The 13,776-nt window shown below is 33.8% G+C and carries 15 protein-coding genes; 10 read left to right on the forward strand and 5 right to left on the reverse strand.

Going from position 1 to position 13,776, the window contains the following annotated elements; all coding sequences use genetic code 11:
- Position 1 precedes the first annotated feature (1 nt).
- The gene (locus I862_RS05355) at positions 2-712 is read right to left on the reverse strand and encodes an ankyrin repeat domain-containing protein (protein ID WP_038539745.1); all 711 of its coding nucleotides are present in this window, start codon (positions 710-712) and stop codon (positions 2-4) included.
- A gap of 480 nt (positions 713-1,192) precedes the next feature.
- Here I862_RS05355 and I862_RS08415 point away from each other — a divergent pair, with 480 nt between their 5' ends.
- The 6 genes from I862_RS08415 to I862_RS05370 all read left to right on the forward strand — a co-directional run bounded on the left by I862_RS08415 (position 1,193) and on the right by I862_RS05370 (position 6,850).
- Entirely contained in the window at positions 1,193-1,363 is a 171-nt protein-coding gene (locus I862_RS08415; RefSeq protein ID WP_158499280.1) for a hypothetical protein, read from the forward strand.
- A 318-nt stretch (positions 1,364-1,681) separates the two neighbouring features.
- Positions 1,682-4,438 carry a sodium:solute symporter family transporter gene (locus tag I862_RS05360; protein ID WP_038539748.1) on the forward strand — a complete coding sequence of 919 codons (2,757 nt, stop codon included), beginning with the start codon at positions 1,682-1,684 and terminating at the stop codon, positions 4,436-4,438.
- 64 nt (positions 4,439-4,502) lie between these two features.
- On the forward strand, positions 4,503-4,778 hold the full coding sequence (locus I862_RS08860; protein ID WP_084173803.1) for a filamentous hemagglutinin N-terminal domain-containing protein: 276 nt from the start codon (positions 4,503-4,505) through the stop codon (positions 4,776-4,778).
- Between the two features lie 123 nt (positions 4,779-4,901).
- Positions 4,902-6,164: an ankyrin repeat domain-containing protein gene (locus tag I862_RS05365; RefSeq protein ID WP_038539751.1), complete on the forward strand. Its 1,263-nt coding sequence runs from the start codon at positions 4,902-4,904 to the stop codon at positions 6,162-6,164.
- A gap of 15 nt (positions 6,165-6,179) precedes the next feature.
- Entirely contained in the window at positions 6,180-6,350 is a 171-nt protein-coding gene (locus I862_RS08420; RefSeq protein ID WP_158499281.1) for a hypothetical protein, read from the forward strand.
- A gap of 71 nt (positions 6,351-6,421) precedes the next feature.
- The gene (locus I862_RS05370; protein WP_038539754.1) at positions 6,422-6,850 is read left to right on the forward strand and encodes a hypothetical protein; all 429 of its coding nucleotides are present in this window, start codon (positions 6,422-6,424) and stop codon (positions 6,848-6,850) included.
- A gap of 398 nt (positions 6,851-7,248) precedes the next feature.
- Here the strand turns inward: I862_RS05370 and ccmE are convergent, their stop codons facing one another.
- Together ccmE and rpoZ are read right to left on the reverse strand one after the other, a co-directional pair.
- Complete coding sequence (gene ccmE, locus I862_RS05375) at positions 7,249-7,710, reverse strand: cytochrome c maturation protein CcmE (protein ID WP_038539759.1); 462 nt, start codon at positions 7,708-7,710, stop codon at positions 7,249-7,251.
- Between the two features lie 113 nt (positions 7,711-7,823).
- Positions 7,824-8,177, reverse strand: a complete 354-nt coding sequence (gene rpoZ, locus I862_RS08775; RefSeq protein ID WP_052646492.1) for a DNA-directed RNA polymerase subunit omega — start codon at positions 8,175-8,177, stop codon at positions 7,824-7,826.
- Between the two features lie 139 nt (positions 8,178-8,316).
- On the opposite strand from rpoZ, the gene aspS reads away from it, so the two are divergent.
- Positions 8,317-10,146 carry an aspartate--tRNA ligase gene (gene aspS / locus I862_RS05385; protein ID WP_038539763.1) on the forward strand — a complete coding sequence of 610 codons (1,830 nt, stop codon included), beginning with the start codon at positions 8,317-8,319 and terminating at the stop codon, positions 10,144-10,146.
- A gap of 72 nt (positions 10,147-10,218) precedes the next feature.
- On the opposite strand, the gene I862_RS05390 is transcribed toward aspS, so the two are convergent.
- On the reverse strand, positions 10,219-10,671 hold the full coding sequence (locus I862_RS05390) for a 23S rRNA (pseudouridine(1915)-N(3))-methyltransferase RlmH (protein ID WP_038541538.1): 453 nt from the start codon (positions 10,669-10,671) through the stop codon (positions 10,219-10,221).
- 4 nt (positions 10,672-10,675) lie between these two features.
- Entirely contained in the window at positions 10,676-11,794 is a 1,119-nt protein-coding gene (hemW, locus tag I862_RS05395) for a radical SAM family heme chaperone HemW (RefSeq protein WP_158499282.1), read from the reverse strand.
- Between the two features lie 84 nt (positions 11,795-11,878).
- On the opposite strand from hemW, the gene ffh reads away from it, so the two are divergent.
- Genes ffh through I862_RS05405 form a run of 3 tightly spaced genes read left to right on the forward strand, consistent with a single transcriptional unit; the run spans position 11,879 to position 13,773 of the window.
- Positions 11,879-13,222, forward strand: a complete 1,344-nt coding sequence (gene ffh, locus I862_RS05400; protein WP_038539766.1) for a signal recognition particle protein — start codon at positions 11,879-11,881, stop codon at positions 13,220-13,222.
- The gene (locus I862_RS08720; protein WP_267880531.1) at positions 13,215-13,337 is read left to right on the forward strand and encodes a hypothetical protein; all 123 of its coding nucleotides are present in this window, start codon (positions 13,215-13,217) and stop codon (positions 13,335-13,337) included. The genes ffh and I862_RS08720 overlap by 8 nt, the downstream gene beginning before the upstream one ends.
- The gene (locus I862_RS05405; RefSeq protein ID WP_038539768.1) at positions 13,327-13,773 is read left to right on the forward strand and encodes an outer membrane protein assembly factor BamE; all 447 of its coding nucleotides are present in this window, start codon (positions 13,327-13,329) and stop codon (positions 13,771-13,773) included. The genes I862_RS08720 and I862_RS05405 overlap by 11 nt, the downstream gene beginning before the upstream one ends.
- Positions 13,774-13,776 lie beyond the last annotated feature (3 nt).

Genomic DNA, 13,776 nt, shown 5'->3' on the forward strand with positions numbered 1-13,776 from the left:
ACTACATCATTATACAACAACCTTTATTTTCTTTTTCAGCTTTCTGTTGAAAATTTTTAGTGCTATAATTTTGCTTAGGTTCTATGAGAGAATCCTTGTATGCTGCTTTAAACGACCCATCATCAAGTTTAATATGCGAAGAATCCTTAGTAAACTTATTTATAACTTCTCTTAGATCTTCACTTGCCGTTATACCCTGATCATTTGGTAAGTTTAAATCAGCTCCATAACTTACAAGAAGTCCAAGTATAGGAGAGTATAATTTCAAATAATCTTTAGCAATATTTTCTCTATATTTCTCTAACATACCTGCACCTATCTCATGTTTTATTGCAGCTTTAATAGAGTTGATTACATGATGTGCAGGGGTATCACCATTTTGGTCAAGTACATTAGGATTAGCACCGTTTTCTAACAATATTTTGCTTATTTCTTTTTTATCATAATAACTTGTGTGGTGTAATAAAGCCATTTCATTATTTATATAGTTAAGACTATTTAAAACTGATGATAAAGCGGTTTGCATTAAATCTTGTCTTTCTTGTGCTAGTTTAGGATTAGTGCGCGCTTCAAATGAGGTCAAGTGCTTGTAATCATCATCGCTATCAATAAGTACATATATCTCTCTTTTGATCTTAACAAAATTAGCTTTAATTTTTTCAGGATCTTTCCCTTCAATTATAGATCTAACTAGCTCACTGGAATTTAACATAAAAAATCTCCATAAATAATAATAATACTGTTTTGCCTTATTATATTAAGCTAACAGCATAAAAAGATATAAATATCTTAATATTAATGTAATTTTACTATGAAACAAACTAAAATGGAAGCGCATTATTTAATAAAATATCAAAATTTTCTCATATATTATAAAAAACTTTAACCTAAAAGGTAATTAATACTTACTTTATGTTTAACTAAAGTTAATATATTTACTTAATGCCTTGGTTAAAAAATTTTAAAGTTAAATATTATTATATTTTTTATTTTTAAAACTGTCATGTTAGCACAGTAATAAGGCTGCAATTATTTTTAGTATATCAAGCTCTTAGACTTTTAACCATTATTATTCAGGTGTAGTAAATGGTAATTATTTATTATCCAATTCTTAATAAAATAGCTATTGTCAAATTAATTAACATTCTTTAATCTATTTCAAAGTTAAATAAATAACTTTGAGGCTATTAAAATGTCTATTTTCAAAAAAGCTTTTGTTGCAGGTATTATAGCTATAGCAATGATTGGAACATCTAATCCAAAACATACTGTAACACAGTCTTTCAACAATATTGAAAATACAATTTCTTTAGCAACAAATTCTAATATCCTTCTAAGCCAAGGAATAGGTAATGGGGATTAGATTCATAACTTTATTAATAAAGTTATAGGGCTCACCGCTTAATATCATTAATATTAATTATTTAGTCTAATTTAAACATATTTAATCATAAAAATTGATAATAATGTATCATTTATTATTTGTATATTTTAATATAATAAGAATTATTTTATATTGATTGTGTGAGTTAATACAATCTACTTACAAGCTAGTAAAAAACTTAGCGGCCATTTAATTCCCCTTAAATTTTTCATTTAAAAAGTATTATAGTAATATTTTTTTTGTAATATATAAATATTTAGTTTATAATTTAGTAACTTTTTCTTAATAAGAGATGAGATGCTAAAATTAAATTATATTGATTTATTAATTGTTGTAGTTTTTTTAAGTACATGCTTAATAATTGGATTGTATAGAACTACAAAGATAAATACTATTAAGGAGTTTGCTTTAGGATTTAAAAATATATCCGTAATAGTGTTAGTATGTGCTGTATTCTCTTCCTCAATCGGGGCTGCAGGCACTCTTGGCGCTGTTGGGAAAATTTATGAATTTGGTGCAGTCTTTGTAGTAATCCAGCTGCTTTCTCCTCTATACTGGTTAATAACAATCAAAGTTATCGCTAATAATATTGAACGTTTTAAAAAATGTATGACGCTAGGCGAAATAATGTATAAGCTTTATGGAGCTCCAGGTAGATGGATAATAGCCATAGCTTCAACACTAAGAAGCTTAGGTTCTATAGCAGCTCAAGCTTTAGCGTTAGGACTTGTGTTTAATTATTTTTTAGGTATTGAAACTGGTTATGGTATATTAATTGGTTATGGAATTATTGCTATATATTCAGCTTTAGGCGGAATAAGGGCAGTTATACATACAGAAGTTTTTAAATTTGCAGTATTTTTCTTTATTATTCCAATATCCTATATAGTTATCTTTTCTAAAACAGGTGGGCTTGAAAATTTTGTTTCTTATTTACCAAATTCTCATTTAAATATAAAATTATCTAAAGATAATATAAGTTTATTAACTAGTTTTGCGTTATATTCTCTCTTACCGGGGATAGATCCTGCATTTATACAAAGATGCTTAATTGCAAGGGATACTAAGCAACTTAAGGCAGCATTAAAGATGATTGCCTTAATATCAATACCCTTCTCAGCTGCGCTTTGCCTTATTGCTTACGAAATGAGAATGGCATTTCCTAATATTATGCCGGATGAGGTCTTATTAAAATTCATTTCTCTCCTACCGATGGGGCTTAAAGGGATAATGGTATCTGGACTAATGGCAATTATAATGTCTGTAGGTGAGGCAAAAATTAATGCAACGAGTATTATTTTAGTTAATGACGTTCTAAAAGTATTACGTCCAACGATGAGCAATACAATGCAGCTAGGCGCATTGAGGGTTATTACTATAATTCTCTCTATTTCTTCTCTTTTTCTTATAAAATCAAGTAGAAATATTTTAGATATAGTATGGTTAGTATCAAATTTTTGGGGTCCAACAATCTTTATACCAGTAGCATCAGGATTCCTAGGCTTTAAAACTAATAGCAAATCATTTATGGTAAGTGTTATTTTTGCTATGATCTTTACTTTATCTACCGGCATTATAGTTGGAGACTTTGCTATCATGAGTTGGAGCTTCGGTATTTTAGGAAGCGCTATCGGCTTATTCGGCATGCATTACTACCAAGTTTCCAAAGGGTGGATACAAGTAAAACCCACTCCTAAAGTTATTAAAGATTCAATGCTAAGCAGGATTGTAAACACTATTTTTGACCCTGTAAAAAATACATATAAGTTTTTAATTTCCAGTATTAAGTTGCTTGCAGAGGATCCCGGGCAACATAAAATAGAAATCAGAAAGTTTTGTACCTTTACCCTTTCTTATTATTTCCTATATAGCTTGGATGTCACCTCAAGCCCGGGGCATGTTACATTTGCTTACCTTATAACCATAGGATACTTTTTCTGCATGGTTTTATTATTTAGAGAGTTTATTGTCAGCAAAAGGTTTTTAGAAAAATATCTACATTATTATTGGTATTTCCTGATTACCTTTTGTTTGCCGTTCGTTTCAAGTTATATGCTATTTATTGGGTTTAATGATCCGTTCTGGGTAGTAAACGGTATATTATCCGCCTTTTCTTTATACTTATTCGTAGATGCGAGAAGGTTTTTATTACTCTACTCGATCGGAACCTTAGGTGGGTTTATTTTATTTAAGCAAAGCGGTTTTAGTTTAGAAGCATTTCAGGAAATCACCACTACCGGCCGCATAGCCTATATTTATTTATTTTTCTTATTCGCCACCCTGTTCTTTCTTAGGAAGCGTGAGAAAGAGCAGGAAGAAAGAGTAGAAACCATGCATATATTCGGCGGAGCTATGGCACACGAGGTAAAAAGCCCGCTTGCGACACTTAATATGTGTGCAGTGACCATAAATAATTTATTCCAGGGCGCTTTTGATAATAAAAAAGTAAAAGATAATACTTATACTTTTACATTGGATAAGGAAGAAGGGGATACTTTATTAGAATTTACTCAAATGCTTACTAAAGTTAGTTCTCAGGGTATAAGTACCGTAGACGGCCTCCTTGCCTCACTTAAAAGCACGGTAATTGCCGATGATAAGAAGAATATTACTATAGAAGAATGCGTTACCGCAAGCATATTAGAATATAAGCTACTTAACCCCGAGAAAGACGGTGTCGTTATTAACATTGTAGAAAACTTTTTATTTTACGGCTCAATGCATTATATTAAACGCTTGCTGTCTAATTTGCTGAATAATGCATATAAATATGGCGGCAGGAACGTAAAAATAGAGATTAGAGCAGAGAGCAATAAGCTATATTTTAGAGATAATGGTAAAGGCATATCAGAAGATGATATACCATATATATTTGATAAGTTTTATACCAAAAGCAAAAGCGGCACCGGCATCGGTCTTGCATTTTGCAAAATGATAATGCACGATATGGGCGGCTATATTGAATGTAAATCAAGAATAGGCAAGTATACAGAATTTATCCTAACTTTCCCAGCACTTAAGAAGAAAAAGAAGAAGACCGTTAAGAAACAATAAGTGCTTCAGTAAAAGATAGGCGTAAAAGAAGCTCTTTCAAATTTTATTAAAAGAGCTTTAGCATATATCGGGGAACGGCTCGAAGCTTACTATTACTCAAAATCCCGATAAAGCGATTTTAAATTGGCAAAGTTTTAATATAGGGAGTAATGAACATACCGTATTCATTCAGCCCTACTCAAGTTCAGTTGCACTGAATAGAATAAATCACGGCAACTCTTCTGAAATACTTGGGCGCTTAGGTGCCAATGGGCAGTTAATGTTAGTTTTTAACCTTGTAAAATGGACTGAGAATGAAGATAACAATGATGAATTGATTACTATAGATTATAGCCTATAAAGATTAATATGCTAATGAAAACGCCTGAGTAAAAAACTTTTATAAAAACACTATTAAGCTTTAGTATTTAAATAATTGTTTCTTATTAAATAATTAAATACATTTAATTAAATTGGGCAATATATGAAAAAACAAGAAAGTAACAATTATAAAATTATTATTTCTAAACTTCAAGGGAACCTAAAGCCTAATAAGGATGCATTAAAAGATGCAATGGCAAATGGCAGCGAAGAAGAGCTTCTATATTTTATAGATTGTTTTTCAGTAGAAGAATTACTCAAGGTAACAGATGATCAATACAAAGCAAATTTCTTTTTTCATCTATTAAGGCGAGGTTTTACCACAGCCGCTGAAAAATTAATAAATAAATCTCCGGAAGCTAAGAATCTTTTTCTAAACTTGATTGAGGAAGGTGGAAGTGATATGCTTCCGCACCGTGTTCTAGTTAGGCAACCGGAAGTAAGGGAGTGGTTATACCGGAGAAAGCCGGATTTTATTTATCGTAAACGTCCCTTGTGGGTATATAATGATTTTATATATGCTATCGAAGATAACGACCTTGAGTTGGTACAATGGCTGTATGAGAAGAACCAGAATTTTATTAATTCCGTTGGTCGGAAGAAAAGCAATGTATTTATAGAGGCTGTTGCTAGTGGCTCCTTAGAGGTGGCACAATGGTTGTATGAAAAGAAACCGTATTTTATCGATTCAGTTGACGAGACTGGAGAAAATGCATTTCTAGTTGCTACACGGAGATCACATTTCAAAGTAATGAAATGGCTTTATGAAAAGAATCCAAATTTTATTAACTCGGTTAGTAAATATGAAAAAAATGCATATACATATGTTGATAATTATTCCCAACATAAAAGGGTAAAAATAAAATATTGGCTTTTAGAAAGAAAACCTGATCTCTTTTATTCTAAAGATGCTAAGTTGGAATTCCCTGATATTAGTATTCCTTTATTACTTCTTGCACATGGTATTAAAGGTTTTTTGTCCGCAAATGCTGATGAATTGAAAAAATACCTAGAATTATTAGAACTGAAGAGTGAAGAACAATTTAATTTACTTTATGATTATGTAGATAACTTTGGCAGAAGCTTAGCCTGGATTGAAATTAATCAAAGCATTATGTTAAGCAACATTCCTACCGAGATACAGTTATATATAACAAATATAGCTATCTCTTTATTAGTAAGCGAATCTATATTCCCAAAAATAACTAGCGCTCTTTTAAAAGATGTTAAAGCTTTAGAGATATTAAAGCAAAGATGCGCAAAAGAAATGTTACCGGAAGGTTACCCTAAATTTATTAAAGACCATTCACCTAAAATTAATTATATGGAAGAATTAAGAAAGGCAGTAATTCAAAATCACATATAAACAACTTCAAGGTTTATGGCAACCACGGCAATTAAGGCATATAATGATGATGCTAAGCCTCAGGACACATTTATAGAGAAGATAATCAACTGGACATCATTTGCGCTGGAACAAATAATTAACTGGGTTAAAGGAAAGCCTTGCAAAGAATATAATGAAAGGCAAATGAGAATTAAGATGAAATAGCTAAAATTTTAATAAATAACGGTATTGATATTAATACTATTAATGATAATAAAGAATCTCCTCTTTTTAAAATGTTAAGTTTAAGAAGCGCCGAAGGTTGGGGTAATGATGTAAGAGATTTATTTAATCAGATTTTGGATAATACGGATAATCTTGAAATTCCTTTATCACACACCTCTTTAATACAAATGGCCATCTTTAGTCCTTTATATCAGCCACTTGGTAAAAAGGGAGAAGAAGATATTTACGTTGCTGATGCAGTTAAAAAGTTGCTTGATAAGGGCGCCTCTATAGAAAAAGCAATTCTTAATGATAAAGTAGTTAGTGAATTGGGGTATGCTTTAGATACAGAGCAACAACATGTTTCTCAATTACTGTTTTGTTATGGAGCAAATAAAGACCTCCTCAATGAATCCAGACAACAAAAATTGACGGAATTAGGTGAGTTCGAGTGCGATACTCAATTTACCGCACCTCAAATGTTGCATGAAGATCTTTAAAACCGGGGATAAAGAGAGCTAAAACTCTCTTTAACATAAGTAATTATTTAATCACTCGGGGTTATAAGCTTAAACCTTGCATGTTGAAAGTAAGCCTACTAATTGGCCAGCTTCCGGTTAACAGGGGAAAAAGATGAGTCTGCCGTAAACCTTAAGGCACAAAGCCTGTATTTGAGGCATCCTCTCCCCCTTTCGCACAAGCTATGAAGCCGGACAGTACTTCAGAGAACCCCATCGGTGATTCAGCATTTACAAGGATAGCCCGTACTAATAATAACTCTTTAAAGAAGAGGGAAGTATATGAGCATTGTAACAATTGGGGTCGAGATATCAAAAAAAACTGTCCCTAATAAATTTGTATCTTCCACAAAAGTAGTAAAAAAAGCACCTTAGTAACTTCAGTCTTTACTTTTCCAATGCTCTGATTTCTTTAGAGAATCGGCAATTTCTTTGGGCATATAATTTTCATCATGCTTAGCAAGCAGTTCCCTGGCAATAAATACTTTATTGTCAACAAGTTTACCTAATGCCACCGTTCCTTGGTTTTCAGTAAATAAATTTGGGATTATGCCTCTATATTGAATAGTAAGCTCTTCATTTAAATCAGTAATCCTAAACTGCAATGTTTCCTTATCTTTAAGATATTTAATACTGCCTGCGACAACCAACCCCCCTACCCGAAACTCTTTACCTCTAAATTCGGTTTCTCTTTCCTTAAGCTCAGTAGGATTCAAAAAAAATACAATATTATCGTTAAAAACTTTTAGAGTTATAGCAATCGCCACGGCAAAAAACAGCACAAAAACTGCTATTATATATGCACGTCGCTTCCATGCCTTATTTCTTTTTATTAACGACATTCTGATATAAATACTTTAAACGTTTATACTTAAAATATACTGCTCCCGCTAGGATTAGCAGTAAAGCAAAAGTGACAGAATAAGAAATTAAAACATAAAACATTTAAAATTATTTATTCATCCAAGTCTTCATCTTCATAAGACATTCCTTTTACATCCTTAGCTTGGAAAGTAAATTTAGCCATATCCTGTTGAATTTCTAAATTATCGTCGCTATCAGGTAGATCTTCTTCTTCAACCACAGACCTGGTTAAGTATTTCTTGATTACGGATTCCCTTAAAGTCTCAGCATCGATAGCATCACTTGCAATCTCCCTTAAAGCCACAACTGCATCTTTATCATTGTCTCGCTCGATAAGAAGCCTGGCTCCCGATGATATTTCCTTAGCTCTTTGTGCCGCAAGAACAACCAGTTCAAACCTGCTCTTAATCCGTTCAATGCAATCTTCAATAGTTACGCGCGCCATAATAACTCTTAACAAAAATTTGCACCCAGTATAATTAAAATATTTTCAAATGCAACTTTTGCAATACACACTTACAATGTTTGCATAAAAGTTTGTATTAAGTTATAACATCTCAACATAAAATATTTCTGAGAATATTATGCATAAGTATAGAACCCATACCTGCGGGGAATTAAATAAATCTCATATAGGCCAAAAAGTTAAACTTTCAGGATGGCTACATAGAAAACGTGATCACGGCGGTATTTATTTTATAGACTTAAGAGACCATTACGGAATAACACAAGTGGTTTCATCCGATCAGGATCAGGATTTAATCAGAATAAGTAAAGAAAGATACGAGGAGCTTACCTCGCTAAGTTTTGAAAGTGTTTTAACCGTAACCGGCGTTGTGGTCGGAAGATCGGCAGAGACGATGAATAACGAACTTTCTACCGGTGAAATCGAAGTTATAATCGAAGATTTCACCAGTGAATCAATTGCCGAGATGCTGCCGCTCAATGTAAATAGCGAACTCCCTTTCCCGGAAGACTTAAGGCTTAAATATAGATTTTTGGATTTAAGAAAAGAAAAGTTACATAAAAATATTATGCTCAGAAATAATGTTGTCGCGCATTTACGTAAAAAAATGACTGAGCAAGGATTTATGGAATTTCAGACTCCGATCCTAACTGCGAGTTCCCCTGAAGGGGCGCGGGATTTCCTTGTCCCGAGCAGGCTCCATCCGGGTAAATTTTATGCGCTCCCCCAAGCCCCACAGCAGTTTAAGCAATTGCTTATGATTTCAGGATTTGATAAATATTTTCAAATCGCTCCTTGCTTCAGGGATGAAGATGCAAGAGCCGATCGTTCGGGAGGTGAGTTCTATCAGCTTGATATTGAAATGTCATTTGTTACCCAGGAAGATGTGTTTAATACCATTGAACCGGTGCTTTACAGCACATTTAAAGAATTTTCAGAGTTTGAGGTTACTCCAGTTCCGTTTCCAAGGATTACCTATCATGATTCAATGCTTAAATATGGTAGTGATAAACCGGATTTAAGAATACCTATCGAAATTGCAGATACTACCTCAGTATTTACCGATTCCGAGTTTACCATATTCAGAGAAGGAATTAAAAAAGGCTCATTTGTTCGCGCTATCCCTGCCCCAAAGACTTCCGAACAGCCGAGAAGCTTTTTCGATAAAATGATTTCATTTGCACAAACAGAACTGGGAGCTAAAGGCCTAGGATACATAACTTTTGCTCAAGACGGTAGCGCTAAAGGGCCGATTGCAAAATTCCTGGATCAGGAAAGACTCGCTTCTTTAAAAGATATTGCAAAACTTGAAAACGGAGACTCGGTATTCTTTGCATGTGAAGAAGCCTCTACTGCCGCAAAAATAGCAGGTCGGGTAAGAACAAAGCTTGGCGAAGAACTAAACATAATTGAAAAAAATATTTATAAATTCTGTTGGGTTACGGATTTCCCGTTTTATGAATGGAATGAAGATGAGAAAAAAATTGATTTCACCCATAACCCGTTTTCAATGCCGCAAGGTGGTTTAGAAGCATTAAATGCAGCTGATACTACCGATAAGAAACTAGCAATTAAAGCTTTCCAATATGATATAGTATGTAATGGTATAGAGCTTTCAAGCGGCGGAATCAGAAACCATAAGCCTGACCTTATGTATAAAGCCTTTGAAATTGCAGGCTATTCGAAAGATGAGGTTGATAACAAATTTGGCGGTATGATAAAGGCGTTTAAATATGGCGCTCCTCCTCACGGTGGTTTAGCTCCAGGTGTTGATAGGATTGTCATGCTTCTTGCTAATGAACCTAACATTCGTGAAGTTATCGCTTTTCCGTTAAATCAAAGCGCTCAGGATTTATTAATGAATGCTCCTAACACGGTAAGTGACAGGCAACTGAAGGAGCTTAATATTATGCTCTCTCCAAAGCTTAAAGTAAGCGAGAGCAAATAGGCTTTTTAAAAAATAAGTTTAAGTAGAAGGCTCCTAAAAGTATAATTTTCGGGAGCCTTTTTTATTATATAGTTACTTGTGATAGGGATGGCCGTTAACTATTGAATAAGCCCTATAAAGCTGCTCTACCAGCATTAGTCTTACCAGCTTGTGAGGGAAAGTCATTTTACCGAATGCAATCAGTGTATTAGCTTTTTGCTTTACCTCTTCACTTAAACCAAAAGCACCACCGATCAGAAAATAAATATTTTTATAAATACTCTGATTTTTAACTAAAGACCCGGAAAACTCATGACTTGTATACTGCTTTCCCTTCTCATCCAAAACATAAATAAAAGTATTATCAGGAATATTGCTCATCAACCATTTTCCTTCTTGTAGTTTCTGTTCATTCTCACTTAAATTTTTATTTAGCTCATGCTCGATAACAGAAATATGCCACCTGGTTCTTATTAAGTATTCTTGAGCCAATTGTTTGATTTCTCGAGATTTCTCTTTCCCCAAAGCTTTAATTACTATTTCCATTGCTTCACACAATCAATTCGCTTATTAACCTATTTAAAACTAACCTTCCCTTTTCGGTTGCGCGCACTAAATTCTCCCCTTCATCTAAGTACCCGTCCTCTAAAAGCTGCTTATATTTTCTCTTATTAAATAACAGCTTTTTATCTACCCCCTTACTTAACCTTAACCCCATAATAATTTTTTCCTCATTTTGCTCATCCTCTGATAGCTCTTCTTTATGCTGTATAGCATTACCCCTTTCTTCAATTTGCTTAAGCCATTTTTCCGGCAAATGAGTATTAACGGTTGCATACTTTATGTTATTAAAAGTATATCGTCCGTGCGCCCCAGCCCCAATACCTAAATAATCTCCGTACTCCCAATAAGTCATATTATGTATTGATTCTTCTCCCTGTGCTGCATGATTAGATATTTCATATTGCGGCATATCGTACTTACTTAAAATATTTTGAGTAATATAGTAGAAATCTGCAGCTATATTCTGATTTGGCATAGTAAATTTCTTCTTTTTATAATCTCCATAAAACTGAGTGCCTTTTTCTATAGTTAATTGATAAACTGAAATATGCTTATTAGTATATTTTATTGCAGCGCTAAGTTCCTCTTCCCAACTTTTCAAACTTTGCTCGGGAAGCGCATAAATTAAGTCGAAACTATAGCGGGAAAAATACTTTGCCGCATAAGAAATTGCTTCTCTTGCTTCATCAGCCGAGTGCTCTCTGCCTAAAAACTTTAAGTATTTTTGATTAAAGCTTTGTATTCCGATCGATACCCTATTTACTCCTGCTCTTGAGTAATCATAAAACTTTTTAGCTTCCGAAGAAGTAGGATTAGCCTCTAAAGTTACCTCTATTTGAGGAGCAAGTGTTGAGTATTTTGAAATTTTATTAATCACTTTTTCAAAAAATACGGGTGGAGCAAGAGAAGGAGTACCGCCACCGAAGAAAATACTTTTTATAATTTTGCCGTTTAGCACATGTTGATAACTATCAAGTTCAATTAAGTAGGCATCAATAAATTGATTCAAATCAACTGCGTTTCTTACATGACTATTAAAATCACAGTAAGGGCACTTTGACTTACAAAACGGCCAATGGACATATATGGAAAGGAAATCGGACAAAATAGATTCTTTATTTAATAAAAATAATTGAAAATAAGACAAGTAATCACTATCATATACTTCTAAAAATAGCAATGAATACTTATGTTCTCTTCCCTTAGTAATAATTTAACTAAAGTCTTTGATAAACTTAAACGCAAAGGTTTACTTAACGAATCCGATGTCAGTGAGGCAATGCGTGAAATTAGGATTGCTTTACTCGAAGCGGATGTTGCGCTTCCGGCAGTTAAGGAATTTATTGACAAAGTAAAAGCTAAAGCAATCGGCAGTGAAATAGTTAAAAGCATTTCACCCGCGCAGATGGTAATAAAAATTGTAAACGATGAGTTGACCGAGATTTTAGGCAGTGACCATCAGGCTTTAAATCTTGCGGCTACGCCTCCGGTCGTCATCATGCTGGTCGGCTTACAAGGCTCCGGTAAAACTACCTCTGCTGCAAAACTTGCTTTACTGCTTAGAAAGAAACATAAGAAGAAAGTTTTACTTGCTTCACTTGACGTTTATCGCCCGGCAGCACAAGCTCAACTTGAAGTACTGGGCAAACAAATTGATATCACCACCCTACCGATAGTGGCAAACGAAATGCCGGAGAAGATATCTAAACGAGCTTTAGAAGAGGCTAAAACCAATGGCTTTGATATTTTGATATTAGATACTGCCGGAAGGTTACATACCGATCAGGAATTAATAGAAGAACTAAATAAAGTTAAAATTTTAGCAAGCCCGGTTGAAACCATTTTAGTTGTCGATTCCTTAACCGGTCAAGATGCAGTTAATATTGGCAAGGAATTTAATACGAAGATAGGAATTACTGGAGTCATCCTAACTAGGGTAGATGGAGATGCCAGAGGCGGAGCAGCCTTAAGCATGAGATGCATAACCAAACAACCTATCAAGTTCATAGGGGTCGGCGAAAAATTAAGTGATTTGGAAGAATTTCATCCACAAAGAGCGGCTTCCAAAATTTTAGGAATGGGTGATATTGTTTCACTTGTCGAAAGAGCTGCCGAAATGGTAAGTGAAGAAGAAGCGAAAACTTTAGCAAAGAGAGTACAAAAAGGCCAATTTGATTTAAATGATATGCTTGCCCAGTTTAAAAACTTAAAGAAAATGGGAGGTATCGGTTCAATGCTTTCTATGATTCCGGGACTCGGCAAATTAAAAAACCAAATAGGTAGCATGGCAATCGATGATAAAATGTTTACTAAGCAGGAAGCAATCATTAATTCAATGAGTAAAGCCGAAAGAAGCGACCCGAAAATTATAAATGCTTCCAGAAAAGTTAGGATTGCAAACGGCTCGGGAACTAAAGTACAGGATATTAACCGCTTACTCAAACAACACTTGGAAATGAGTAATATGGTTAAGAAAGTCGGTAAGATGGATCACAAACAGCTTGCAAAATTAGGTAAAATGATGAATGTCTAAAGAAAAAAAACCTCCTAAAAAAGATGTTAAGAAGCTTTCTGAAGCTTTAAGACAAAATTTATTAAGAAGAAAAGCACAAAAAAAACAAAAGGAAGTAAAACAAAATGCAAATTAGAAATATATTATTGGTAGCGATTGTTTGTTTATTATCTGCTTGCGCCAAGCATGAACATTTTCATGGTTATAGCTTTGATGAAAAGGAAATCAGCTCATTAAAAATCGGTCAAACTAATGAAGAAGAAACCAGAGAATTACTTGGTTCTCCAACCACTACTTCGGATTTTGGCGACAAAACTTATTACTATATATCCATGCAGCAACAAAGTGAGGCATTCTTTCATCCGCACACGGTAGCACAAGATGTGCTTGAGATTACATTTAACCGACAAAAAGTTATTAATAATATTAAAAGCTATACTCTAAATGAGGCACGCAATATTAATTACGCCAGTGGTACAACTGAGCTTAAAGGTAATACCATGACTCCTCTTGAGCAAATATTCAGTAATGTAGGTAAATTTAATAAACCTAAAAGCCCGAAACAGTTTTAGTTA

It is taken from the genome of endosymbiont of Acanthamoeba sp. UWC8, from assembly GCF_000730245.1.
In the GTDB taxonomy this organism is placed as follows: Bacteria; Pseudomonadota; Alphaproteobacteria; order Rickettsiales; family Midichloriaceae; genus Jidaibacter.

Coding starts and splice junctions, on each gene's coding strand:
- I862_RS05360 (WP_038539748.1), top strand. CDS start 1,682: ATGCTAAAATTAAATTATATTGATTTATTAATTGTTGTAGTTTTTTTA.
- I862_RS05370 (WP_038539754.1), top strand. CDS start 6,422: ATGTTAAGTTTAAGAAGCGCCGAAGGTTGGGGTAATGATGTAAGAGAT.
- I862_RS05405 (WP_038539768.1), top strand. CDS start 13,327: ATGCAAATTAGAAATATATTATTGGTAGCGATTGTTTGTTTATTATCT.
- I862_RS05365 (WP_038539751.1), top strand. CDS start 4,902: ATGAAAAAACAAGAAAGTAACAATTATAAAATTATTATTTCTAAACTT.
- I862_RS08720 (WP_267880531.1), top strand. CDS start 13,215: ATGTCTAAAGAAAAAAAACCTCCTAAAAAAGATGTTAAGAAGCTTTCT.
- I862_RS05355 (WP_038539745.1), bottom strand. CDS start 712: ATGTTAAATTCCAGTGAGCTAGTTAGATCTATAATTGAAGGGAAAGAT.
- rpoZ (WP_052646492.1), bottom strand. CDS start 8,177: ATGGCGCGCGTAACTATTGAAGATTGCATTGAACGGATTAAGAGCAGG.
- I862_RS08420 (WP_158499281.1), top strand. CDS start 6,180: ATGGCAACCACGGCAATTAAGGCATATAATGATGATGCTAAGCCTCAG.
- ccmE (WP_038539759.1), bottom strand. CDS start 7,710: ATGTCGTTAATAAAAAGAAATAAGGCATGGAAGCGACGTGCATATATA.
- aspS (WP_038539763.1), top strand. CDS start 8,317: ATGCATAAGTATAGAACCCATACCTGCGGGGAATTAAATAAATCTCAT.
- I862_RS05390 (WP_038541538.1), bottom strand. CDS start 10,671: ATGGAAATAGTAATTAAAGCTTTGGGGAAAGAGAAATCTCGAGAAATC.
- I862_RS08415 (WP_158499280.1), top strand. CDS start 1,193: ATGTCTATTTTCAAAAAAGCTTTTGTTGCAGGTATTATAGCTATAGCA.
- ffh (WP_038539766.1), top strand. CDS start 11,879: ATGTTCTCTTCCCTTAGTAATAATTTAACTAAAGTCTTTGATAAACTT.